General features: G+C 28.8%; 20 protein-coding genes and 2 pseudogenes. 13 read left to right on the forward strand and 9 right to left on the reverse strand.

The genetic code is table 11. The features are described 5' to 3' along the window. The first annotated feature begins 11 nt into the window (after positions 1-11). The 6 genes from JOC62_RS01260 to JOC62_RS01285 all read left to right on the forward strand — a co-directional run bounded on the left by JOC62_RS01260 (position 12) and on the right by JOC62_RS01285 (position 5,052). Positions 12-377 carry an ArsR/SmtB family transcription factor gene (locus JOC62_RS01260; protein WP_204593341.1) on the forward strand — a complete coding sequence of 122 codons (366 nt, stop codon included), beginning with the start codon at positions 12-14 and terminating at the stop codon, positions 375-377. 308 nt (positions 378-685) lie between these two features. Beyond that, entirely contained in the window at positions 686-1,012 is a 327-nt protein-coding gene (locus tag JOC62_RS01265; protein ID WP_204593342.1) for an LbetaH domain-containing protein, read from the forward strand. 219 nt (positions 1,013-1,231) lie between these two features. Continuing rightward, on the forward strand, positions 1,232-1,849 hold the full coding sequence (locus JOC62_RS01270) for a MarR family winged helix-turn-helix transcriptional regulator (RefSeq protein ID WP_204593343.1): 618 nt from the start codon (positions 1,232-1,234) through the stop codon (positions 1,847-1,849). Next, positions 1,849-3,636, forward strand: a complete 1,788-nt coding sequence (locus tag JOC62_RS01275) for an ABC transporter ATP-binding protein (RefSeq protein ID WP_204593344.1) — start codon at positions 1,849-1,851, stop codon at positions 3,634-3,636. Before JOC62_RS01270 ends, JOC62_RS01275 begins: the two co-directional genes overlap by 1 nt. A gap of 354 nt (positions 3,637-3,990) precedes the next feature. After that, positions 3,991-4,437, forward strand: coding sequence for an NAD(+)--rifampin ADP-ribosyltransferase (gene arr / locus JOC62_RS01280; protein WP_204593345.1), 447 nt, complete (start codon positions 3,991-3,993; stop codon positions 4,435-4,437). A gap of 87 nt (positions 4,438-4,524) precedes the next feature. After that, a complete protein-coding gene (locus JOC62_RS01285; protein WP_204593346.1) occupies positions 4,525-5,052 on the forward strand; it encodes a putative immunity protein in 528 nt (175 codons plus the stop codon). 70 nt (positions 5,053-5,122) lie between these two features. Here JOC62_RS01285 and JOC62_RS01290 read toward each other — a convergent pair whose 3' ends face one another. Further along, positions 5,123-6,553: a sensor histidine kinase gene (locus JOC62_RS01290; protein ID WP_204593347.1), complete on the reverse strand. Its 1,431-nt coding sequence runs from the start codon at positions 6,551-6,553 to the stop codon at positions 5,123-5,125. Continuing rightward, positions 6,513-7,211 carry a response regulator transcription factor gene (locus JOC62_RS01295; RefSeq protein ID WP_243424989.1) on the reverse strand — a complete coding sequence of 233 codons (699 nt, stop codon included), beginning with the start codon at positions 7,209-7,211 and terminating at the stop codon, positions 6,513-6,515. The genes JOC62_RS01290 and JOC62_RS01295 overlap by 41 nt, the downstream gene beginning before the upstream one ends. Positions 7,212-7,451: 240 nt before the next feature. Between JOC62_RS01295 and JOC62_RS01300 the strand changes: the two genes are divergently transcribed. The 6 genes and pseudogenes from JOC62_RS01300 to JOC62_RS01325 all read left to right on the forward strand — a co-directional run bounded on the left by JOC62_RS01300 (position 7,452) and on the right by JOC62_RS01325 (position 15,319). Beyond that, the gene (locus JOC62_RS01300) at positions 7,452-8,708 is read left to right on the forward strand and encodes an MFS transporter (protein WP_204593348.1); all 1,257 of its coding nucleotides are present in this window, start codon (positions 7,452-7,454) and stop codon (positions 8,706-8,708) included. A gap of 55 nt (positions 8,709-8,763) precedes the next feature. Further along, positions 8,764-9,549: a 7beta-hydroxysteroid dehydrogenase gene (hdhB, locus tag JOC62_RS01305; protein ID WP_204593349.1), complete on the forward strand. Its 786-nt coding sequence runs from the start codon at positions 8,764-8,766 to the stop codon at positions 9,547-9,549. A gap of 43 nt (positions 9,550-9,592) precedes the next feature. Beyond that, positions 9,593-10,381 carry a 7alpha-hydroxysteroid dehydrogenase gene (gene hdhA / locus JOC62_RS01310; protein WP_204593350.1) on the forward strand — a complete coding sequence of 263 codons (789 nt, stop codon included), beginning with the start codon at positions 9,593-9,595 and terminating at the stop codon, positions 10,379-10,381. Between the two features lie 486 nt (positions 10,382-10,867). Continuing rightward, the gene (locus JOC62_RS01315) at positions 10,868-11,863 is read left to right on the forward strand and encodes a serine hydrolase domain-containing protein (RefSeq protein ID WP_204593351.1); all 996 of its coding nucleotides are present in this window, start codon (positions 10,868-10,870) and stop codon (positions 11,861-11,863) included. A 163-nt stretch (positions 11,864-12,026) separates the two neighbouring features. Next, a pseudogene (locus JOC62_RS19455) lies at positions 12,027-12,155 on the forward strand (transposase); the annotation flags it as partial. Between the two features lie 284 nt (positions 12,156-12,439). Continuing rightward, entirely contained in the window at positions 12,440-15,319 is a 2,880-nt protein-coding gene (locus tag JOC62_RS01325) for a LamG-like jellyroll fold domain-containing protein (RefSeq protein ID WP_204593353.1), read from the forward strand. A gap of 221 nt (positions 15,320-15,540) precedes the next feature. Here the strand turns inward: JOC62_RS01325 and JOC62_RS01330 are convergent, their stop codons facing one another. From JOC62_RS01330 to JOC62_RS01360, 6 genes and pseudogenes are all read right to left on the reverse strand, one after another. Then, positions 15,541-17,055 carry a bifunctional metallophosphatase/5'-nucleotidase gene (locus JOC62_RS01330; protein WP_204593354.1) on the reverse strand — a complete coding sequence of 505 codons (1,515 nt, stop codon included), beginning with the start codon at positions 17,053-17,055 and terminating at the stop codon, positions 15,541-15,543. Between the two features lie 85 nt (positions 17,056-17,140). Further along, positions 17,141-18,457, reverse strand: a pseudogene (locus tag JOC62_RS01335) (ABC transporter substrate-binding protein). After that, positions 18,411-19,709, reverse strand: coding sequence for an MBL fold metallo-hydrolase (locus JOC62_RS01345; RefSeq protein WP_204593356.1), 1,299 nt, complete (start codon positions 19,707-19,709; stop codon positions 18,411-18,413). Before JOC62_RS01345 ends, JOC62_RS01335 begins: the two are co-directional and overlap by 47 nt. Next, entirely contained in the window at positions 19,693-20,511 is an 819-nt protein-coding gene (locus tag JOC62_RS01350; protein ID WP_204593357.1) for a carbohydrate ABC transporter permease, read from the reverse strand. Before JOC62_RS01350 ends, JOC62_RS01345 begins: the two co-directional genes overlap by 17 nt. Positions 20,512-20,519: 8 nt before the next feature. Beyond that, entirely contained in the window at positions 20,520-21,416 is an 897-nt protein-coding gene (locus JOC62_RS01355; RefSeq protein ID WP_204593358.1) for a carbohydrate ABC transporter permease, read from the reverse strand. Beyond that, positions 21,416-22,486 carry an ABC transporter ATP-binding protein gene (locus JOC62_RS01360; protein WP_204593359.1) on the reverse strand — a complete coding sequence of 357 codons (1,071 nt, stop codon included), beginning with the start codon at positions 22,484-22,486 and terminating at the stop codon, positions 21,416-21,418. Before JOC62_RS01360 ends, JOC62_RS01355 begins: the two co-directional genes overlap by 1 nt. 393 nt (positions 22,487-22,879) lie before the next feature. Here JOC62_RS01360 and JOC62_RS01365 point away from each other — a divergent pair, with 393 nt between their 5' ends. Beyond that, positions 22,880-24,046 carry a cyclically-permuted mutarotase family protein gene (locus JOC62_RS01365; RefSeq protein WP_204593360.1) on the forward strand — a complete coding sequence of 389 codons (1,167 nt, stop codon included), beginning with the start codon at positions 22,880-22,882 and terminating at the stop codon, positions 24,044-24,046. A 342-nt stretch (positions 24,047-24,388) separates the two neighbouring features. Here the strand turns inward: JOC62_RS01365 and JOC62_RS01370 are convergent, their stop codons facing one another. Then, positions 24,389-24,739, reverse strand: a complete 351-nt coding sequence (locus tag JOC62_RS01370) for a DUF6568 family protein (protein ID WP_204593361.1) — start codon at positions 24,737-24,739, stop codon at positions 24,389-24,391. Positions 24,740-24,888 lie beyond the last annotated feature (149 nt).

The following is a 24,888-nucleotide window of genomic DNA, read 5'->3' on the forward strand; positions in this document are numbered from 1 at the left end:
GGAGAAAAAGTATGGAAAATGAATGCAAAGAACGATTAGAAGAAATAGCATCAAAATTTAAAATCTGCGGAGAAGCTATTCATGCTATAGGAGATGAAACTAGACAATTAATTTTACTTACTCTTTTAGAAAGTGATTTTAATGGGATCAGAGTAGGAGAAATTTCAAAGAAAACTCATCTTTCTAGACCTGCTGTCTCTCATCATCTGCAAATATTAAAAAGAGCAGAAATTGTAAATGTCCGCAAAGAAGGAACAAAAAATTATTACTATCTTGATTCAAATGAATCTCAATGGAAAACTATAAGAGATCTAATAAACCTTGTATTTGTAGGAATACAGCATATTAGTGAAGATGATAAAAGAAAAGAGGAATAAGCTGTGATTAGTAAGATAGGTGAAAGCCTATCTTCTTTTTTTATAGAAATATATAATCAAAACTTGAATTTGAAATAATCTTAATTATATTGTATAAGAAAAAGTTTAAGCTTTTTTATGTAGGATACAGGGAAAAACTTATCATAAGTAAAAATATTAAGGAAATAAGAGTAGTTTTTTATTGATTTGGAGTTAACTCTAAGTGATAGAATAAATTTATATATTGATTATAAAGGCAGAATAGAGTTATTAATAAAGTCTACTATATGGTATACACATAGCGATATTTGCTAATTAAGGGGGATATAATGAGTAGAGAGTTATTAGAGAAGATACAAACAAGAGAGTTTATTTCAAATGAGGATCCAATATTTACTGAAATTAATAAAATTCTTGAAAATATTTTAAAATTAACAAATGAATTAAATTCAGGGTATAAAACACCTGAAGAAATCAGAAATATATTATCAAAAATCACTGGTAGTAAAATTGATAGTTCTATACAAGTATTAACGCCATTTAACACAGATTTTGGAGCTAATATTAGATTAGGCAAAGGAGTATTTATTACAGGAAAAATAAGAGAAAGTTATCCTGTTCAAGTTGATGCAAAAACTATAATTTTAAATAAATAAAATATTGCATATATTAAGTAATTTTAAAACATTTCAATTTTAGAGATATCTATTAAGGTATCTCTTTATTTAATATAAATATATTGCCTAATTAATTATAAAACTTATAATAAGTAAAAAAATATTTAGTTTGGTTATTGACAAACTAAATAAACAAGGTTACAATTTATTTCGTTAGTTAATATATAAACTAAATAAATTATTGTGGAGGTTAATCACATGAATAAGAATAATATATTAAATAAATTAATGGAGATTACATATCAGCCGTTTCTGATTTTTGCAAATAAAGTAGAAGAAAAGTCTGACAATGCTTTTGAAACTCTAAGATTACTAGAAAAAGAGGAAAATGTTACTGCTGGCCGTATCGCTGAATACTTGGATATCAAACCTTCTAGTGTTACGCAAATAATTAAAAAATTAGAAGAAGCAGGAACTGCTAATCGTGTTAAATCAGAAAATGATGCACGTGTTATTTTTGTAGAATTAACCGATAAAGGTAGAGAAAGCATAAGGGATAAAGGAAAAATTTCTTCAGGTTTGAAAGATGAAATGTTTAAAAACTTCACTGAAGAGGAGTTAGAAACACTTGATAGATACTTAAACCGTATTAATGAAAATATCTCAAGTGATGAATTTAATGAAAAGTTAAATGAGATTTTTGGTGATGACAAACGTTGGAAACATTTCAGTAAAATATCTGCTCATTTCGGTCGTGCTAGAGAGCAAATGTTAGAGCGTAGTGGCTTCGGAAATGATATACATAGGGGCTTTGGCGGAGATTTTCATGGTATATTCGGTGGAGATGGTAAATTCTTTGGAAGGGAGCACAAATAATGAGTGGAGGAAGACCAGAAGGTGGCGGAGATATTCGTAAAGACGGAACAAAGTTCTCTTTAAAACAATTTGCCAAACTGATTAAAACAACAAGACCTAAATATTATCTATTAATTATTGGAAGTTTGTTATTACTTATTTCATCTAGTGTACAAATTTACGTACCCAAATTAGCATCATCGTTAGTTAACAACTTCTCGAAAGGCATAGATTATACTTTATTAGCAAAGGTTGTATTTCTTTTTGTAGCTGCAGCTATTATTTCAGCTATCGCTGGAACAATATTAGGGGTTTTTGGCGAAAATGTTATTCAAAACCTAAGAAAAAATCTCTGGTTTAAACTGGTAACACTTAAAGTAAAATACTTTGATACAGTAAAAGCAGGTGAAATTTCAAGTCGTCTAGTAAATGACACATCACAAGTGAAACAATTACTTGCTACTACATTCCCGCAAACTCTATCGAGTATTATCTTAATATTAGGCTCTGTATATATGATGATTCGTATGGATTGGCGTATGTGTGTGGCGATGCTCGTAGTCGTTCCTATCGTGGTAATTATTATGTTACCGATATTTAGTTTTGGAACGAAAGTTGGACATATGCGACAAGATGCACTAGCTGAATTTAATGGGGTTGCCAGTGAAACATTAAGTGAGATTCGCTTAGTGAAAACATCAAATGCTGAAAAACAGGTACAACTTCGTGCAAACAAGGAAGTAGATAGACTTTTTAAAGTTGGTAAGAAAGAGGCAGTTTTTGATGCAACCATGCAGCCAATTATGATGATGGTTATGATGAGTATGATTTTTGGATTGCTTGCATATGGTATGCATCGAATTGCCATAGGTGAGATGGAAATTGGGACATTGATGAGCTTTTTAATGTATCTATTTAACTTAATTGGTGCAATACCAAGCGTAGCTACGTTGTTTACAGAAATGGCAAAAGCTGCTGGTTCAACTAAGCGTGTTCAAGAATTACTTGATGAAGAACCTGAGGATTTACAAAGGGGAGAAATTATTGATTTGACTGGTAAAAATTTAAAAGTTGAAAACGTAATTTTCTCTTATGAAAAAGATGAAATGATTTTGACAGATGTATCTTTTGAGGCAAAACCAAGTCAGATTATTGCTTTTGCAGGACCATCTGGTGGTGGTAAATCAACAATCTTTAGTTTGCTTGAAAGATTTTATGATCCAACTAGTGGAACTATTAAGTTTGGAGATATTGATATTAAAGATATTAATTTAACAAATTATCGTAGTCAAATAGGCTTCGTTTCTCAAGACAGTGCCATAATGGCAGGAACGATTCGTGAAAATTTAACTTATGGATTAGATGGGAAATTTAGTGATGATGAATTATGGAAAGTATTAGAACTAGCGTATGCTCGTAAATTTGTAGAAGAAATGCCAGAGGGCTTATTAACAGAAGTAGGGGAAAGAGGTGTGAAAATTTCTGGTGGTCAACGTCAGAGAATTGCCATAGCTCGTGCGTTCTTACGTAATCCTAAAATTTTAATGCTTGATGAAGCAACTGCAAGTCTTGATAGTGAATCAGAAATGATGGTGCAAAGTGCTCTTACGAATTTAATGAAGGGTAGAACAACACTTGTAATTGCACATAGACTTGCCACAATTGTTGACAGCGATAAAATATATTTCTTAGAAAAAGGAAAAATCACTGGTAGCGGAACGCATGATGAACTTGTAGAAAGCCACGAAACTTATGCGAAGTATGTGAGTGAACAATTCAGAGTTGAAACTCCGCTTTTAACGAGGTAGGAGAATAATCTATGAGTGGTCCTATGTCAATATCTTAGACACAAAAAATCAAACTTTTTTATGCTACACTTATAGCTAATAATTCATATTGATGTGGAGTCATATAATTAATAGAAGAGTGTAGCTTTTTTTATTATAGCAGTCTTTAATGTATTTAAATATTGCTATATTAGCTTCTTCGAAGGTAAGGTAGCCAGTAAATATAAGTACAAAAAAAGAGAAGTCACTCTTATTTAGTAAACATCTCTTTTCAACTTAATTATAGCATATATAAAATGGAGATATAAGTCTATATTTTTCACTTTATATATATTAAGATAATGTAACTATAATAAAAAGACGAGGAGACTTTATATGAGTATTGAAGACAAGGCACCTATAAAAACCAACCTAGATGTAACTTTAGAAAAAGGACCTTTTTATCATGGAACTAAGGCTAACCTTGAAATAGGAGATTTAATTGAAATAGGATTTTCATCTAATTATGGTAAAGGTAACAAAGCTAATTTTGTTTATATGACAGCAACTTTAGATGCAGCGATTTGGGGAGCAGAGCTAGCACTTGGTGATAGCGATGAAAGAATATATATAGTTGAACCTACTGGTGAATTTGAAGATGACCCTAATTTGACTGATAAAAAGTTCCCAGGGAATCCTACACGTTCTTATCGTACACGCTTTCCATTGAAAGTAATTGGTGAAATAAGTGAATGGAAAGGACATTCGCCAGAAGTACTTAAAAATATGAAAGATAATTTAATTAAGCTTAAGGAACAGGGAATTGAAGCCATTAATGAGTAAAAACTAGATTAAGTACTACTAAAAATGAGTATATAACAATGAGATAAATAAAAATTTAAAAAATATATTTAAGGAAAAGGGGTTATTATGGCTAAAGTACGAAAAATGCTTGGAAAGGCAGATTCACCATATATTGTTTCTCTTATGAGATTAATAGAAACACAAAGCAAAAATACAATTGTAAAATGGTGTAATGAATATGCAAGGGAGCATATTCTACCTATTTATGAAAAAGACTATCCTAATGATTCTCGTTTAAAAAATGCATTGAATGCATCTAATGAATGGCTAGAAGGAAATATGAAATTAATAGATGCAAAGAAAATTATTAAGGAAGCTCAAATAGCTGCAAGAGAAGCAGAAGGAAATCCAGCTGCACAAGCCGCGGCTAGGGCAATTGGAGCAACAACGGCAACAATTAATACTGTAACGAGTTCTTTAGGACTTGCATTTTACGGTGCTGCAGCCATAGCATATTCATCTATTGGTGTTAATGAGAAGGCTCAGGTTTATGATGAAATTGCAGCAAGAGAGTGCAAGAACATGGAGGAGGCTTTACGCAAAGCATCTGTAATAGATGAGCCTAATCCAGCAGAAATAAATTGGAATTGCTAAATATAAAAATTTATTTAAGAGATTAAAAATAGGCTAACGATATTTAAAAATATTTTTAGCCTATTTATTTTTATAACGGAAGCTTTATAGTGAATTGAGCACCAATATCAGTATTATTAGCACTAATATCTCCATTAAGATAAGTAATTGCAGATTTAGCTATAGGTAATCCTAAGCCGAATTTTCCACCCTTACCTTTATAGAATCTAGAAAACATATTTTTCAAATCGTCTTCATCAAAACCTTTCCCATCATCACTTATTTTTATATTTATATAAGAATCATCTAATTCAACAGATATGATAACAACCTTATTTGCATATCTTAAACAGTTAGATAGCAGATTTAGAACAACTTTAGATAATAAATACTCATCAGTATGGATTAGAATGTTTTTAGAGCAATCAATTAAAATTTCTAAATCATCTTTATATGTTATGCCTACTAATCTATTTGAATAATCTTTAAGTACATCATATAAATTTAAGTATTCTAAATTCAATTCAAAATCATAAGTATCTAATTTTGAAAGTTCTAAAAGACGTTCTACTATTGCATTAAGTCTCTTGCTTTCAGCTATAATAATATCAGTTGGAGCATCTAAATCATCAAACACACCATATTTAATTCCTTCAGCATATCCTTGAATAGACATTAAAGGAGTCCTTAATTCATGTGAAGCATTTTGAAAAGCCATCTTTTGAGATGAATAATATTTTTCAAGTCTATAAACCAGATGGTTTATATTTTCATTAAGTTCAATGATTTCTTGTATATTATTATCATTTTTTAATGGTTTATAATGTCCGTTTGCAATATCTTTAGTAATATTAGAAAGATCCCTAATGGGTTTTGATAAAGATATAGCCATAAAATGAGAGAGAACTATAGATATTATGGTCGTTAAAACTAAAATTATTATCATGGTATAATCAAGTGGCTTAAGAAAAGAATCAATTATATCTTTAGATAGATATATCAATAGATAGTCCTCTTTATAAATATCAGTTTTAATTATTGAAGCATAATAACTATTATTATTTGAGTAAAGTTTTAAAATCTTATTTTTATTACTTTGATTTTTAAAGTCTATTGAAGTAAAAGCTTGATTTAATAAATCATTAGTTAGATCAGATGTAATATTATCATGTGGGTATAAAACTTTAGCGGAACTATTAAATAATGCTATATGAATACCAGACATTAATTTAGAATCATTAATTTCATTACTCAATATATCAATTAAATCCTTAAATTTTTCTTCAGGAGCCATGTCTTTATCAATAGTATCTTGATTGTATTTACTTTCAATTGTATTTGTTAAATCTAGTAGGTTAGTACTAATATACATTTCAATATCAGGAGATACTACTAATTTAAAAAGGATGTAAATTATAAGTGAGGATAATATTGATACTATTAATAAGAAACTAAGAATCTTGTATCTTATACTTACGGGCTTATTTTTCATAGCTATCATTTTGTATAATTCTAAAACCATATCCTCTCAAAGTTTGAATAGTTATATTAGCATTAAATAATAATAATTTTTTTCTTAGTCTTTTTACAGTATCATCTGTTGCTCTAGTATCTATAGTATCTGAATTAAAGTTCCATATTTTTCTTAAAAGTTCATGTCTACTTATAGCACGATTAGAGTTTTTAATAAGGTAAATTATAAGTGATAGTTCTGTAGGTGTAAAATTGATTTCTTCACCATCGATAGTAGCTATACGTTTCCTTTCATCAATTATTAGATTACCAAAAGTTAAATTAGCAGGGCTTGTTTTATCTACTTGATCAAGATCAATTCTTCTAAAAATAGCTTTAATTCTTGCTAATAGCTCTAGTGGTGAGAATGGTTTAGTTATATAGTCATCACAGCCAATATTAATGGCTGTTACTTTATCAATTTCACTACCAAGTGCAGAAACAATAATTATTGGTACAGAACTTAATTTACGAAGTAAAGAACAAATTGTTATTCCATCAATATCCTGTAACATTACATCCAAAATAACTAAATCAGCAGGAGTCTTATAAAACTCCTGAAGTAAATCTGAACCTATATTAAATGATTTTACTATAAAGCCATCCTTTTCAAGAAATGATTTTATAAGTGCACATATATTTTCTTCATCATCGACTAAATATATCATCTTTTTCAATATATCACCTCTAAATTGCATAAATTTGTTAAACATAATTATAGCATATTATAAAGAGTAAAATCATGAATTAGTCACGTACTTTATTGATTATTAGAAAGATATGTAAATGCCACAAAGTTGCCACAGTTATTCGTTTGTTTTGCCGTAGCTAGTTAGATAGAATAAAAACAATCTAACAAGAACTTTTAAATATTTAATAAAAGAAATCACAAAGTGGGGGAAGTAACTATGGAAAATAAAAAAGGGTTTTATGGATGGAAAGTTGCCACGGGATCATTCTTTATAATGGCAATGCCTTTTGCAGTAATATTTTTAGCACATTCAATATTTCTTAAGCCAGTTACAGAGGCATTAGGATTCTCAGCAACTCAATTCTCATTAGTGTTTACAATTGTGGCAATAGCAACAGCGTTAACATCACCAGTAATGGGTAAATTATTGAAAAAGTATGATATTAGATATGTTATGGCTATAAGTGGTGGGATAGTATCAATAGCATTTGGTGCATTTGGACTAGCAACTGAATTATGGCAATTTTACATATTGGCTGCAATAGTTGGGGTGTCAGCTACAGGAATTACTCAAATTCCAATTTCGAATGTAATTACTAACTGGTTCCCGTCAAAGAAGAAAGGTGTAGCTACAGGGATAGCTTTTGCAGGAGGGAATGTAGGATCATTTTTAACTATATTAATAATTTCTAATTTAATACCAACTATAGGATATGAAAAGTGTTACTTTATCCTAGGTGGAATTATGTTAGTAATAACAGTATTAGTTTCATTATTTGTAATTAAAGGAAAACCAGCAGATAAGGGGCAGCTTCCATATGGATATGAGGAAAAATTAGCAAAATCAAACTCTAAAAGAGCACCTAAAAAGGAAGCACAAGGATATACATTAAAAGAAGCTATGGGTACAAATATATTTTGGATTTTTATAGCAGCAATAATTTTGCTAGGGGTAGTATTTGCAGGAGTACAAATGCATATTCCAAGTTATATGCAAAGTATAGGTCATAGTGCTAGTTTTGCATCTACAGTAACTTCAATTGTTGCAATAGTAGGTATAGTTTCTAACGTATTAATAGGCGCATTACTAGAGAAAGCTGGATTAAAAAAAGGAATGGCTACTGTTGGAATATTCATGGTATTGGCAATAATATGTTTGCTATTAGGTAAAGTTTCAACTCTTGCAGTAGTATTTGCAGTATTGTTTGGTATGTTTGCAGCTATAGCAGCAATGGGACCATCATATTTAACAAGTGAAATGTTTGGTAAAAAGGACTATGGAACAGTATTAGGTGTAGTTATGATGTTCTTCCAGCTTGGAGGTGCTATAGGACCTACATTATCAGGATTTATCTTTGATGTTACTGGAGAATACAAAATAACTTGGATGATATTTATCGTATTATTAGTTATAACTTTTGGTACATTCTTAGTAGCAATTAATATTGCAAATAAAAAGAAAGCAGCAAGATAAGAAATACTTATCTTGATTACTTAATAAATTATTATGAATTTAGGAGGATTTAGATATGAATTTTAGAGAAAAATATGGACAATGGGGAATCGTTTTAGGAGCAACAGAAGGAATAGGTAAAGCTAGTGCTTTCGAATTAGCTAAAAGAGGAATGGATGTTATTTTAGTTGGAAGAAGAAAAGAAGCATTAGAAGAGCTAGCTAAGGCAATACATGAAGAAACAGGAAATGAAATCAGAGTATTACCACAAGATTTATCTGAATATGATGCTGCAGAAAAATTAATAGAAGCAACTAAAGGTCTAGATATGGGAGTGGTTGAGTATGTTGCATGTTTACATGCAATGGGACAATATAATAAAGTTGACTACGCTAAATATGAACAAATGTATAGAGTTAATATAAGAACATTCTCAAAATTATTACATCACTATGTAGGTGAATTCAAAGAAAGAGATAGAGGTGCATTCATAACAATAGGTTCTTTATCAGGATGGACATCATTACCATTCTGTGCAGAATATGCAGCAGAAAAAGCGTATATGATGACAGTAACAGAAGGAGTTGCTTACGAATGTGCAAATACTAATGTTGACGTAATGCTTTTATCAGCTGGTTCAACAATCACACCTACTTGGTTAAAAAATAAGCCATCAGACCCTAAGGCGGTTGCAGCAGCAATGTATCCAGAAGATGTTATAAAAGATGGATTTGAACAATTAGGAAAAAAATTCACTTATTTAGCTGGAGAATTAAATAGAGAAAAAATGAAGGAAAATAATGCAATGGATAGAAATGACTTAATTGCAAAACTAGGAAAAATGTTTGATCATATGGCATAAAACTTATATTTGTAATAGATATATTATTTAAGGAGTGAACATAATGAAAAGATTAGAAGGAAAAGTCGCAATAGTAACATCATCTACTAGAGGAATAGGACGTGCATCTGCAGAAGCATTAGCAAAAGAAGGTGCTTTAGTATATCTAGCAGCACGTTCAGAGGAATTAGCTAATGAAGTTATAGCAGATATAAAAAAGCAAGGTGGAGTAGCTAAGTTTGTTTACTTTAATGCTAGAGAAGAAGAAACTTACACTTCAATGGTAGAAAAAGTTGCTGAAGCTGAAGGCAGATTAGATATATTAGTTAATAACTACGGTGGAACAAATGTTAATTTAGATAAGAACTTAACTGCTGGAGATACAGATGAATTCTTTAGAATATTAAAAGATAACGTTCAAAGTGTATACTTACCATCAAAGGCTGCTATACCACATATGGAAAAAGTAGGCGGTGGAAGTATAGTTAATATCTCAACTATAGGATCAGTTGTTCCAGATATATCAAGAATAGCTTACTGTGTATCAAAATCCGCTATAAACTCTTTAACTCAAAACATAGCATTACAATATGCAAGAAAGAATATCAGATGTAATGCAGTATTACCTGGTTTAATAGGAACTAGAGCAGCACTCGAAAATATGACTGATGAATTTAGAGATTCATTCTTAGGACATGTTCCTCTAAATAGAGTAGGAAGACCAGAAGATATAGCAAATGCAGTTTTATACTATGCATGTGATGATTCAGGTTATGTAACAGGAATGATTCATGAAGTTGCAGGAGGTTTTGCATTAGGAACTCCTCAATACTCAGAATACTGTCCAAGATAAATTAAGGCATATATTGAATTTGGCAAGGATAAATTATCTTTGCCAAATATTTTATATAAGGGTTACAAGGAGTAAGTAGTGTAATTAAAGTTGTCTTAATTTTAAATTTAAGCAAAGTTGGATATTATGGTGTTATTTGGTATAATAATTATATTAAATGCAGAAGAGGTGCTGAAATGATTAATTAATCTATTTTGGAATGACATAGTTTTTGGGCGTACTTAGGGTGCGTTTTATTGTGTTGCCAAAGTTAGATTATATATCATGGATGTGCTTAGTTAAATAAAAATAAGTACGTTTATTTTGTGTACATCTAAAAATCATTTGGCAGCAAATGATTTTTTTTATTGGAGGTATATTATAAAAAAACAGATGTTCTTATTAAGAATGATTTTTGTGATTTTGAGATTAGGTAGCTTTGGAAAAATAATAGATGTTTATCCAAAAGCATTGGAGATTATAGAAGATTAAAAAGGGGAGAATTATATGGAGAAAAATTTAAATATAAAATTAATAGAAGATAAAATTAATAATATGAAAGAATTTTCAGGTGTCATAAGAATAAATAGAGCTGAAGAGGTATTATTTGAAAAGGCTTATGGTTTTGCTGATATTTCAAATGATAGGATAAATAATATTAATACAAGATTTGGAATTGCTTCAGGAGCTAAGTTATTAACTGCAATTTCTATATGTAAGTTAGTTGAACAAGGAAAACTTAAGTTTGACTCATTATTAAAAGAATATATAGATTGTGATAATTTTGATCAAAATGTAACAGTAAGGCATTTATTAACACATACTTCAGGATTGCCAGATTATTTTTATGTAGATTTTACTGAAATAACTTCTCCTATGTATATGTTGAAAGAACCAAAAGATTTTCTTCCTCTTATTATAAGACAAAAAAGTGTTTGTAAGCCAGGTGAAAAATACCAATATAATAATGGAGGATATGTAATTCTAGCTTATATAGTTGAGAAAGTAAGTGAAATAAGATTTGTTGACTTTGTAAAAGAACACATCTTTAATGTTTTAGAAATGAATTCAAGCGGTTATTTTAGTATGGACATGTTACCTAAAAACTGTGCTTATGGATACGAAGAAAATAGTGATGGTACCTTAAAAACTAATATATTTTCTATCCCAATAGTTGGCGGAGGAGATGGTGGAGTTTTTGTAACAGCTAATGATATAAGTAAGCTATGGGATGGGTTATTAAATTATAAATTATTAAATAAGGATATTACTAATGAATTATTGACTCCACAAGTATATGTTAATTACGACGTATACTATGGTTATGGTATTTATATAGTAAAAAGAGATGATGGTATTTATAAATATTCTATAATTGGTGGAGATCCTGGTGTTAGCTTTGAGTCAATAGTATATCCTAATAAAGAAATTGAAGTAACTATACTAGGAAATAGAAAATTTAGTACCTATGAATTATTAATGGAAATAGAAAACATAAATTAGATAATTAACAAATTTAAGGTTTTCAATATATAACCAAATTTCAATTTACTGCAAAGATTAAAGGATATAATGTAACTCACTATATCCTTTAATCTTATATTTTTATTCAATTTCTTTATACTCAAACTTTTCTTTTGCTCTTTCAATGGCAGCATATAATTTTCCTTTTTTAGATGAATTTAAAGACAGATTAGAATTAATGTTTTTACCACCATATAGTCCTAAACTTAATTTGATAGAGGTTTTATGGGGAGGGTTAAAGTCTTCTGTAATAAACAATGTATTCTTTTCGCGTCATTACTCAAGGTAAGAGGTGAGTAATGACGCGAAGAATAAATAAATAAATTTCCTATACAAACTATAGATAGGTTATATGTTAAAATGTGGAAACTTTATTAGAATATATATATATAATATTGGAGAAATAACAAAAGAATAGGAGCTACTTAAAGTAAAACATATAATATTAAACTATATATGCAAAATAAAAGAAAAGAGGGTGATTATTGAGATTTTTTATTAAAATATAATATAAAATAATGATGTGAAAAATTAAGTTGTTAATGGGGGAAAATTATGAGAAAAAAGTGTATTAGTATTACTCTAATAGCTATTATGTTAATTACAAGTTGCTTTAATTCTAAACTAGCTATGGCTGAAAATTCATCAAAATATGATTTAAGTAATTCATTGCTAGGATATTATGTATTTGATAACAATAGTATAAATAATATGACAGTTACGAATATTGCTAAAACTGGAGAGGTATACAATGGGAGACTAGGTTCATTAAGTAATTTTAATTCAACTAACATAAGGATAGATAGGGGGATTTCAGGAGAAGGATTAAAATTTGATGGAACAGAAAGTTATTTTAGAATACCAAAAGTAATAAATGCAAAGGAAAATTATACAATTTCACTATGGATATATAATAATGTAACACAGCCAACTAACTCAACATCAATAAATATTATACAACAAACAGGGGTTGGGAGAACACTTTTATATTTAAAGAATAAAAAGTATGGGAGTTTTGTTTCAGGAAGTGACGTTATATCTGATAACATAGAAGACTATGGAAAATGGCAAAATGTTATTATAACAAGTAAGGTTAACGATGACAAAACTATCACTTTTGAAATATATTCAAATGGAGAATTACTTAAAGAAGAATTAATTAAAGATATAAACTTAATTAATGGAGGTATTACAGATTTACAGTTTGGATGTCATAAAAATCCAGGTACAGGATATTCATTCAAAGGTATGATAGATAGTGTTCGTATTTATAATAAATCAGCGGATAAAAATATGATCAATGCATTATTTGATGAACATAAAAATGTAATTGTTTTCGATGAGTTAAATAATTTAATTAAAGAGGCTACAGAGCTTTTAGAAAATGGAATATTAACAGATGAATACAGTGAGTATACAGATTTATATAATAAAATTGAAGAAGTTAAAAATATTACTATAAATTCATCTTATAATGAGATAATGGGAGCAAAGGCAGAACTACAATTATTAATTGATATATATACAGAAGTGGTGGGAAAATTGCCAGTAAAAATATCAATTGATTATAATAATGTAATTAAAAACATACCGGATTATATGTTTGGAGTAAATCATAGATATCATATGGATGGTTATGGAAGTTATAATCCAGAAACAGAAGATTTATATGATGAATTTAGACAACTATCAGATAGTGCTAAATTTGGATCAGTAAGATATCCAGGAGGAATTGTAGCTAATTTATTTCAATGGAAAAGGTCTATTGGAAATATAGAAAATCGTATTACAACTATTCATGGAAATTGGAATGAACCTACTATTACACCTAACTTTGGTTTAGATGAGGCTGCTAAATATATTATTGACGAAAGTAACAGTGAGATGGTTTATGTATATGGATTTGGTAATGGCTCAGCTTTAGATGCGGCTGACTTAGTTGAATACTTAAACTGTGAAGTTGGACAAAATCCAAATGGTGGTATTGATTGGGCTCAAGTTCGTGCTGATAATGGTCATGTTGAACCTTATAATGTTAAAATGTTTGAAATAGGTAATGAGGTTGACGAAGGTCGTGGATATTGGTTACAAAATAGCCCTGATCAATGGTCAGGAAGTGGATTAGATGTTGCAAAAATGTATGCAGAAGGTGCAGTTAGAACATTTGAAAAAGAAAAAGTAGCAGAAATAGATAATTGGAACACATCTGTTAATAAATCAAAGGCATCATATTTTAGTGATGGAACAGCAAATCAAAAGAAGTATATGCGTTATGCAAATGATGTAACTGATCAAGTCGATAAATCAAAAAAAGTTAAAAGTGATAGTGTACATGTATATGTAAATAATAAAGAGTGGCCAATTGTAAATGATATTAAGAAAGCAGGGGCAAATGAAAAAGTAGCTCAAGTTAATTATGAAAATGGAGAAATACTTTTTGGTGATGGAGTAAATGGTGCAATTCCTGTTAAAGATTCAGACATTAGAGTATCATATACTGTTTACAAAGATGGTTTAGCTGATTACTACGAAGAAATGAAAAAAGTTGATCCAGAAATTAAAATATATTCAGGATATTCAAATTCAAATATAGCTCAAGCGATTGATCAATCTGAGAAAGCGAGTAAAGATGGTGGAAAATTTGATGGTATAGCTGTACATCCATACTCTCATACTGGAGGGCAAATACAAGATAATGATCCATTATTTTATGAAAAAATAATGGAAAAAATTGAAACTAGTGTTGTAGGACAGATTAGAAGTAGAGAGGATGCTTTAAAAAGATATTGGACAGATGGAAGTAAGGAAGTAGCAATATCAGAATATGGAATATTTAATCATCCTAGTGATGTTGTACAATCACAAACACATGCTATATATATTGCATCAAATATTATGGAATTTATGAAGTTTAATACCGCTTATACTAATAAGCATTGTTTAATAGATTTTCCAGGTGGAGATATATTAGGGCCTGGTAAACAAGCCTTAATACAATCTATACAACAAGCAGATGGAAGTTATAGATTTTATGGAACACCTTCTTTAAAGGTATTTAGCATATTAAATGAAATGACAGCTAATAATCTTATAGAAAGTAACATTAGAAACAATAAAAAGTTCTACAATAATGTAGATTCCATTCATTCAATGATAACTAAAGATGAAGATAATATTTATGTTCTTCTTATAAATATGAATAGAGATGAAAACATTACAGTTGAATTTGATATAGATGGGAAAGTAGTACAAAATAATAAAATAGAAACAATGACACTTTCAGGAGATGATGTTTATGATATTAACTCTTTAGATAATCCGAATAATGTAGATATAGTTAAAGGGGAAACTATTGTAGACCTTGATAAAATTCAATATGAGGTTCCAGCGCATTCTGTTGTAGGATTAAAACTAAAATTAAAGGATGAAGTTTAAGTACCATAAGTTGATAAGGCAGCATTAAAATAATAATATATTTCAGAATTATTTATAATAAAAAGCCTCACTTAAATATGATACGGATAACCATATCATAAGTAGTGAGGTTTTTATTTAATGTGGCTTTAATTTTATATAATGATAATATAGAAGTTAAATATAAAAAGCTACTAATAAGTAGCCTTTTTAAGTAGAAAATATTAAATATATTAATCAGCCTAATACTTAACTATATAATTACTTTCATCCACTAAATCAATTTTATCTTTCTTTTGTAAATAATCCATTATGATTTCACTCATATCTAGATTAATTTCCTTTAATACTTCAGAATTCTCATAAGCTGGGTAAACAGAAGTATTACTAGCTCTATAATTACTTAAAACTATAGTATAGTAATCATCCATATTAATTGCTTCGTTATTCTTTTTCATAGAAACAACTCTATCTCCAAATTCCTTTGATAAATCTATTTCGTATGTTAGACCACCATATGTGTCATAGTTATAATTTTGTACCTTTGGAAGAAGGAAGTCCTTACTTATATGTACTTCATTATCTGCAACAACAAAGTATGTAGCACTTTTTTCAATAGATTCTTTTAATTGAGCTCCTTTAATCTTTAGAACCTTTAAAGTATTTGCATAAGGATAATTAATTAGTACATCTTTAATAGTTATATTCTTCTTAAATCCTATTGCACAGTCAAATAATGAAAGAGCAGAGAAGTCGGCATTAGAAATATCAAGCTGAATCTGATGTAATAGATTAATAAAAGGATGTCCTTTTAATCTAGCTAGGAAAATATCATCAATAATTATATCTTTATCTAAATGTCCAATTTCAGTATCTAAAAAGTCTTTTAAATCACCTTGAACGCTTGTAAAAATTCTTTCTAAGTTTTCATCTATATTATCATTTAGCAATTTAACATCTACTAATTCATAAGTCAGTTCTTTTGTATCAGTATCTAAGATAATCTTAGTAAAAGTTTGTCCGTTATTAAGTGGTTGAGAACAAATAACTCCTTTTACCTTAGTTATAAATGAACGATGTTGATGACCACTTAAAATGATATCAATTGAATCAAATTCTTCTAGCAATTCACTTCCTTGATTTTCTTTAGTTAAGCTTTCAGTTGGAATCATATGATCATCTAAGCTTCTTTCAAATCCACCATGATAACATACAACAATTAAATCAGATTTTTCTTTTAATTCCTTTTCATATTTTGCATACATATCTACAGGATCTAAAAACTCTATATTTTTGATATTATTTTCATTTTCCCAATTTGGTATAAATGATGTTGTAAGTCCAATACATCCAATTTTAAATCCATTAAAATCAAATATTTTATATGGTTTTGTATCAAAAGATAGACCTTTAATATTAGCATTTATAACCTTATCTGAAACTTCAGTATATGAATTAGTTAAGTAATCTAATCCATAATTAAATTCATGATTTCCTAATACATAAGCATCATAATTTATTTTTTCTAACCCTTGAATTATAGTATTACTTTTAAAATCTTTTCTAGATAAATAATTTGTAAGTACTGACCCTTGAATTAAGTCTCCACAATCAATCTTTAATGATGCATCATAATTTTTCTCATCTTTAAGAATATAACTTCCTATTTTAAGGATTCCAAGATTTTGATCAGTTACGTAATTAGTTGGATATACAAATCCATGTAGGTCGCTTGTTTGATATATAGCAATTTTCATAAAATTTCTCCTTTAATAAAGTTTAATAAAAAAGGTGACTTAAAAACTACATTTAAGACACCTTTTTATTTATATTATAATTCTTTTATTCCCAAGTTGAACTTAAAGTATTTTTAAATTCTTCTAACTTTTTATTTACATCTGAATTAGTGTCAGATAAGATACCTTCTAATACTGTGCTTATTTCACGGAATGCACTATCAGCACCAGGTACAACAGGCATTATATATAAGTCTTTAGTTGCATCTGATAAGATTTTAGCTGTTAAGCTTCCAGAATTCTTATATTCATCTGATTCAATAGAACTCTTTCTAATTGGCATATATCCAGTTTCTTTAGCCCAAGTTATTTGGTTTTCTTTAGTAGTTAAGAATTTTAAGTATTCATATGCTGCAGTTCTTTGTTCAGGTGTTGCATTTTGGAATACGTATAAATCAGTACCTTGTTGGATAGATGTTTTTGCAGGGTATGGAGCAGCACCAACTTCAAATTTATCGCCAACTCCTAATTTAACAAAAGTTTCTCCAGCCATTGAACCAACGTACATACCAACAGTCTCATTTGCAAATGGTCCTGATAGGTACTTATCTGTTCCAGCTATTCTAAAGTATCCTTCTTTTATACCTTTTAAGTAATAGTCAGCAGCTTTAACTGAAGTTTCACTAGTTACATCAAAGTTAGGGTCAAATGTTTGTCCTTCATTTTTTAAGAAAGTAGTATAGTAAGTATTTAGTGAATCAAATCCAGCTCCTGGTATACCTTTCTTTTCTTTTATTGTCTTAGAAACATTAACAAATTCTTCGTAAGTTGTTGGTACTTTTAATTTTAATTCATCAAATAATGTTTTGTTGTACCAAATAACTTCTGTTGATTTATTAAAAGGTATTCCATATGTCTTTCCATCTATAGTTGTTGCTTCTCTAAGGCTTGGCAGAATATCATCATAATTATCAAATTAAAGTGTTTCATTATTTATATATTGACCTAAATCAACAACTAGATTATCTTTAACTGCATTTAACATCCAATCTGGATATGCTTGAGTCATTGTTGGTAGATCTTTTGGACTTGAAACAGTTGAAGTTATTTTTTGTTGTAAGTCTGGGTAACTTGATTGGTTTTGTAGTGTTACCTTAATATTTGAGTTTTCAGATGTAAACTTTTCTGTTAGCTTTTGAAGAGATTTTTCTTGCTCTCCATTCATTGCATGCCAGAATGTTATTTCAACTGGCTCCTTAATTTCTGTTACTATTTCATCATTTCCGTTACCTCCTGTACTAGCACAACCAGTAAGTAATCCTAGCGATAGCATTAAAGGTAATATTTTTTTTAGTTTCATAATTGTTTTCCCCCCACTAAATAGTTTGTTTTTTTTCTGGTAATAATATATCTCCACATTCATTGTAAAGTCTCTCAGGACGATATGAATGAATAGGAACTAATAACTTAGGTTTAATTAAATTTATTATTTCAATTAGGTCATACGGATGAGCATGACCACTACATGATACTCTAACAAATTCAATATTATGTTCTCCAAACTTTTCTACAAAAGGTACATAGCTTGGATCAAAGTCTCCTAATGGAACTGCATTTGAGTGAATATAAATTCCACCAGATTTTAATTTATCCATATGCTTAAGAGCATTTGAATCTAATTGCCAGAAGAATTCTCCTTCATCTTCTAAAAGTTTTTCAAAATCAATCTTATAGTTTGTATCTAGCCCATACTCTTTATCATCTAATTGATAGTAATAAGATTGATATCCTGTAGCTTCTTTAAGTACATATGAGTAATATGCATCTAAAACTACTGTTCTAGGATTAGTCTTTATTATATTTAAAATTCTTTCTATATTAGAAATATAATAATTAAATGTTATTTGTTTTTCAGGATTGTTTTTAACAATTTCATTTATCTTTTCTATTAACTCAGGTTCATTTGATATTTCTCTATCACTTACATCCTCATCAAACTCTTGGAATGAAACACTAACACCCTCTATTAATAAAACATCACATTCTTCACTTTCTTTGCAGAAGTTTAATGTAGCATCTTTTCTATAACCATGGAGTCTAATATCTCCAGTATAAGATATTACTAAATCTGGAGTTTCTATTAATAATCCACTAGCACCATAAGCATCGTGGTCAACTGGCATTACCTTTACTTTAATTTTCCCAACATTTATAACTTCATTTTCTTTAACACCTACGATTTCTCTAGTGTTAGCCCCTTCATTTTTTTCATGAAGAGGGAATAGAAAATCATCATTAATATTTAAAGTATTTAATAATGATTTAGTACCTTCTAAAGTATATAAAGGTATATTAGGATTTAAGTAGTTAACAATTTTAGAATGATCTAAATGAACGTGTGATAAAAATACTGCTGTATTTTTAAAGTTATCTTCCTTTGATTCATATCCAATCAAAGGTATTTTAGGATCAAACATATTATTTAAATATGGAACCAAATTCTCATCCAATAATCCTTGAAGATCTTCAGGCTGTACCTCTGCTTTTGGATTATATTCGCTACCAAAATCAAAGAATATATGACTATCTTCATAAGTAATTTCTATAATAGTTCCACCAATAGTTAGGATACCATTGTGGAAAGTAATTCTAGTTTTTTTATCCTTTAATACCACTCTTAACAACTCCTCTAATAATTTGTTTTCTAAAGACTAAATATAATATTAAAATCGGTACAATGGCTATTGTTGATGCAGCCATCTGTAATTGTACGTTTGTACCACTTTCTGTTGCGAAAGAACTTAATCCATTACTTAAAAGTCTCATTTCTTTACTGTTAGTTACAAGTATTGGCCATAGGAATGAATTCCATCCATTAATAAAACTAAGTATTCCCATTGTGAATAATGAAGGTTTAGCTAAAGGAATTAAAATTCTCTTTATAAATTCTAAATCACCGCATCCATCAACTTTAGCAGCTTTATAGTAGGAGATAGGTATACTTGTAAGATATTCTTTTAAGTAGAATATATAAAATACACTTGCAAGGGATGGAACTATTAATGCTACATAACTATCTAATAAGCCAAGCTTTGCAATTGTTTGATAGTTTGTAAAGACTACAACTTCATAAGGTACCATTAATAATGCAATCATACCAAGCATTAATACATTTTTAAATTTAAACTCTAATTTAACTAGAGCAAATGCAGCAAGTATAGATGTTAATATTGTTCCAATTGTTGATAATCCTGCAACTAAAATTGTATTAAAGAAATATCTAACAAAAGGAGCTTGCTTCATTGCTAGTGCAAAGTTTTCCCACTGAAACTTATCTGGGAAAAGTTTTGGTGGAATACTAGTTGCTTCCTGAAAAGTCATAAGACTTGACAAAATCATATATACAAATGGAAACAGCGTAATAAGCGCCATGATAATAATAAATGTTTTTGATAAAACTAAATTAATCTTCTTCATACTTTCACCTATTTAGATAATTTTTTTAATATTTTATTTTGAATTAATGTGAAAATTAAAATTAATATAAATAAAATAACTGCAGCAGCCATACCCTGACCATAACGATTTTCTACATAGAACTTATTGAATACATAGAAAACAGCGGTAGTAGCACTATCTGCAATACCAGCTTTTCCATTGAATATAGAAAATACCTGAGCATATACCTTAAATGCATTAATAAAATTAACCATCAATAGGAATGTAATAATTGGTAGCATTTGTGGAAGAGTTATTCTAAAGAATTGCTCAATCTTTGATGCTCCAAACATATCTGCAACTTTATAATAATCTTTATTAACATTTCTCAGTCCAGAAAGTAATATAATTATATTAAAAGCAAGTCCAGACCAAATACCAAATATAATGAGAGTAACCATACTCATAGCAGGATTGTCTAAGAAGTTTACTGGATCAACACCTACAATACCTAATAAGTAATTTACAAATCCATAGTCTTTATTTAATAAAAATCTAAACACAATACCAACTGCGATAATGCTAGTTAAATATGGTATAAAAAATATAGTCTCAAATATTTGTTTATGTTTTATCTTCTCGTAAATTGTAATAGCAATAAACATTGAGATAATAAGCCCTAAGGGCACAACAACGAATGCATAAATTGATGTGTTTGTTATTGCTTTATGAAATTTTGGATCTTGCAAAACAAACTCATAATTCTTTGCTCCATTAAATGCTAAGTTATTTAAAGTTCCTTTTTGAAAGGACATAATGAAGGTTTTGATTAATGGTAATACATTGAATATTCCTATTATTATTAAAGCAGGCAGAAGGAATAGCCATGCCTGTGGAGAATTTTCAGCTCTGTACTTAAATTTTTTAAATTTAAACTTTCTCATTAGTACACTCTATCTCCATTCTCTTTGAATATATAAATACCACTATAATCAATATCAATACCTACTTTATCACCTTCAGAAACTTTGTTACTTATATCTGTAATTAATCTTGAATCCATACCATTAATATTGAAGTTTAATATGCAATCTTTTCCTATTAATTCAACATAGTTAATTTCAGCTTTAAATAAAGAATCGTTACTTATTTTAAAATACTCAGGTCTAATACCAACTATATAATTTTCTTCATTTAATTCTTGTTTAAATCTCTTTTTATCTAATAGACTTAAATCAATTGAAAGGTCTTTGCTTTCTAAAATATTTCCTTTTTTCTTCATGTTGAATATATTAATAATTGGATTTCCCATAAATTTAGCTACAAATAAGTTTGCAGGTTCTAAATATAAATTTTGAGGAATATCAAATTGTTGAACAATACCTTCATTCATAAGTACTATTCTGTCACTTATAGATAAAGCTTCTTCTTGGTCGTGAGTAACAAATATAGTAGTGATTCCAATTTCCTTAACAAGCTTTCTTATTTCTTCTCTTATTCTTAATCTAAGCCTAGCATCTAGATTACTTAAAGGCTCGTCCAATAAAAGAATCTTAGGATTTTGAACTAATGCTCTTGTAATAGCAACTCTTTGTTGTTGACCTCCTGACATTTCACCAGGTTTTTTGTCAGCTAACTCCTCAATACTTGTAATTTTCATATACTTTTTTGCAATTTCCATTGCTTCATTTTTAGGTTTCTTTTTATTCCCAACAGTAAGAGGAAACATAACATTTTCAAGTACAGACATATGAGGATATAAAGCATAGTTTTGGAATACTAATCCTATATTTCTGTCCTTAGGATGCTTGTCAATAACTGACTCATTATCAAATCTAATATCTCCGCTAGTAGGATCTAATAATCCAGCAAGTAGATTAAGTATAGTAGTTTTACCACAACCACTAGGTCCTAAAAGGCAGATAAGTTCACCTTCATTAATCTGAAGATCAATGCTTTTTAGAGCTTCATAACCATTGTTATAAACCTTTTTTAGTTTTTCGATATGTATCATAGTTCACCTCTATTATTAATATTTGATTTTTCTCAATACACTTTAGTATTTTGTTCATTATTTAGATTATATTGCCACCTTTATAATACAACAATGTGTAAAATTATTAAAGATTTTTTAAACAATTTTATATTTATGTGAATTTTTTTAACATAATTTTAACTAAAACAAAAATTTTCAACAAAAATTTAACTTATTTTTATTAAAAGGAGGAAAGTGATATAGTTTTATATCTTATTTATATATATTTTTTCAAACATTCTATTTTCATCCTAGTTTTTAAGAATATTCTTATGTTACTAATTAATTGCTGTTTAAACGGTTTCATGATAAAATTATAGGTAGGTAAATATTAACAAAATTCTATAAAAGACTGTTTGTTAGGAGGAGAAGATGGGAAAGTTATTAAAGTCTATTGTAGCTATAGCAGCTACATCATTAATTCTTGTAGGATGTACTACTAATGGCACAAAGGATCAAGGGGAAACATCTAATAGTAAGAAGGAAATAAAAAAGATTCTCTGGGAACAAGGAGGAGAATTAGAGGCACAAAAAGGTTATAGTAAAAATATTGGTACCGCAGGTGTACTTGCCGGTAAATCAAATGGTTTTATTATTGTTGGTGGGGGCGCTAATTTTCCTGACGAGCCAGCCGCAAAAGGTGGGAAAAAGAAATTATATCGAGATATCTATGTATTAAAAGAAGAGGACGGAAAATTAAATCAGGTAAATCATACAACATTAGACTATGAAATTGGTTACGGAAGTTCGATAACTACTGACGAAGGAGTTTATTATGTTGGTGGAAGTCCAGATGAAAAAGAAGGAGATAATGTCACACTTATTACAGCTGATGATAAGGGTAATATAACTACAAAACACATAGGGGATTTACCTTTTACTCTTAGCGATGGTATTGCAGTAAAAAAGGATAAGAATATATATGTTGGACTTGGAAAGCAAAATGGAAAGCCAAGCAATAAATTCTATAAATTCGATACTGAAAATGGAAAAACAGAGGAATTAGAATCCATTCCTGGAGAAGCTACTAGAAATCAAGCTGTAGCTCAAGTTTTAGGAGATAACATATATGTATTTAGTGGTGGAGATAAGATTGCTTATACAGATGGATACAAGTATGATATAAAAAATAATTCATGGAGTAAGGCATCTGATGTTAAAATCGGAGATGAAGACATTTCTCTTTTAGGAGCAAATTCAGTTAAATTAAATGAAGATGAAATGCTTGTAATAGGTGGTTTTAATAAAAAGATTTATGACAATGCTGTAGAGAAGTTAGGATCATTAAAGGATAAAGAATTAGATGATTTTAAACAATCTTATTTTGGAGCAGATCCCCATGAATTTAATTGGAACAAAAAAATGTTAATTTATAATGCTGCTACTGATAAATGGACATCCATAGGAGAAGTACCATTTAATGCACCTTGTGGAGAGGGATTAGTTCTTGATAAAGACCATATATATTCAATAAATGGAGAAATCAAGCCTGGTACTAGAACAGACAAAATTTATTCTGGAACTTTAATTTATAAATAATATAATATTAAAATAACTTGGATATGTAAGAATTTTAGTTAATATTACTGAGAATTAATAAACATTGAAGATTAAATAGATAATTATATAGAAACCGTATTGAAACATAGAGGCATTATTGCTGAAGTTTTAATACGGTTTTTTTATATAAGAATAAGGTAAGTTTAATAATTTATTGATACTCTGTATGTACAATTAAAAATATTATTGTTAATTATCTAGAGATTTTAACGTGCTTTTTATAAGTAAATAAACGTTAAATAATAAAAGAAATAAATAGAAAAAATAGTCTTAGATATTGATAAAACATATCTAAGACTATTTCTTATAACTTAAGCTTATTTATTTTAACATATTTAATATTTCACCTTCTGGAAGTGAAGAATCACAACGAACTTCTATTTCTCCCTTTTTACTAATAATAAACCCTGGCACAGTTATAATATTATATTGATCTCTAAATGAATTAAGTCCATAATCTGAAGAATTTTGACTATCTACATAATAAATAGTTGTATTAATTTCATTAGCCAATCCACTTAATTTTTTAGCAAACTTACGGCAAAATGGACATGTTCCTCTACCAATATAAACAACTGCTAATTCCTTATTAGATAATAACTCATTTGCTTGTGTAGAAAGTACTTTTTCAAATAGTTTTACATCTTCTATATATGTGTCTTTTTCAAACATTTTATTGTCCTCCTAATTTTTCAAAATATTATACCAAAGCTATATTAAACTTATTATAGACCTGATATAAGAGAAATAGAACAGAATAATGAAATTGTTTATAATTTATTATTGTACTTCTTTTTTTTATTAGTATTATAAAATGATTT

Origin of the sequence: Clostridium sardiniense (genome assembly GCF_016907995.1) — a bacterium.
GTDB classification, from domain to species: Bacteria; Bacillota; Clostridia; order Clostridiales; family Clostridiaceae; genus Clostridium; species Clostridium sardiniense.

Excerpts from the sequence above, each read along its gene's own strand:
- JOC62_RS01315 (WP_204593351.1), top strand. The coding sequence starts at position 10,868 with ATGGAGAAAAATTTAAATATAAAATTAATAGAAGATAAAATTAATAAT.
- JOC62_RS01370 (WP_204593361.1), bottom strand. The coding sequence starts at position 24,739 with ATGTTTGAAAAAGACACATATATAGAAGATGTAAAACTATTTGAAAAA.
- JOC62_RS01350 (WP_204593357.1), bottom strand. The coding sequence starts at position 20,511 with ATGAAGAAGATTAATTTAGTTTTATCAAAAACATTTATTATTATCATG.
- JOC62_RS01325 (WP_204593353.1), top strand. The coding sequence starts at position 12,440 with ATGAGAAAAAAGTGTATTAGTATTACTCTAATAGCTATTATGTTAATT.
- JOC62_RS01360 (WP_204593359.1), bottom strand. The coding sequence starts at position 22,486 with ATGATACATATCGAAAAACTAAAAAAGGTTTATAACAATGGTTATGAA.
- JOC62_RS01300 (WP_204593348.1), top strand. The coding sequence starts at position 7,452 with ATGGAAAATAAAAAAGGGTTTTATGGATGGAAAGTTGCCACGGGATCA.
- JOC62_RS01355 (WP_204593358.1), bottom strand. The coding sequence starts at position 21,416 with ATGAGAAAGTTTAAATTTAAAAAATTTAAGTACAGAGCTGAAAATTCT.
- JOC62_RS01365 (WP_204593360.1), top strand. The coding sequence starts at position 22,880 with ATGGGAAAGTTATTAAAGTCTATTGTAGCTATAGCAGCTACATCATTA.
- JOC62_RS01275 (WP_204593344.1), top strand. The coding sequence starts at position 1,849 with ATGAGTGGAGGAAGACCAGAAGGTGGCGGAGATATTCGTAAAGACGGA.
- JOC62_RS01330 (WP_204593354.1), bottom strand. The coding sequence starts at position 17,055 with ATGAAAATTGCTATATATCAAACAAGCGACCTACATGGATTTGTATAT.
- hdhB (WP_204593349.1), top strand. The coding sequence starts at position 8,764 with ATGAATTTTAGAGAAAAATATGGACAATGGGGAATCGTTTTAGGAGCA.
- arr (WP_204593345.1), top strand. The coding sequence starts at position 3,991 with ATGAGTATTGAAGACAAGGCACCTATAAAAACCAACCTAGATGTAACT.
- JOC62_RS01285 (WP_204593346.1), top strand. The coding sequence starts at position 4,525 with ATGGCTAAAGTACGAAAAATGCTTGGAAAGGCAGATTCACCATATATT.
- hdhA (WP_204593350.1), top strand. The coding sequence starts at position 9,593 with ATGAAAAGATTAGAAGGAAAAGTCGCAATAGTAACATCATCTACTAGA.
- JOC62_RS01260 (WP_204593341.1), top strand. The coding sequence starts at position 12 with ATGGAAAATGAATGCAAAGAACGATTAGAAGAAATAGCATCAAAATTT.
- JOC62_RS01265 (WP_204593342.1), top strand. The coding sequence starts at position 686 with ATGAGTAGAGAGTTATTAGAGAAGATACAAACAAGAGAGTTTATTTCA.
- JOC62_RS01295 (WP_243424989.1), bottom strand. The coding sequence starts at position 7,211 with ATGATATATTTAGTCGATGATGAAGAAAATATATGTGCACTTATAAAA.
- JOC62_RS01270 (WP_204593343.1), top strand. The coding sequence starts at position 1,232 with ATGAATAAGAATAATATATTAAATAAATTAATGGAGATTACATATCAG.
- JOC62_RS01290 (WP_204593347.1), bottom strand. The coding sequence starts at position 6,553 with ATGGTTTTAGAATTATACAAAATGATAGCTATGAAAAATAAGCCCGTA.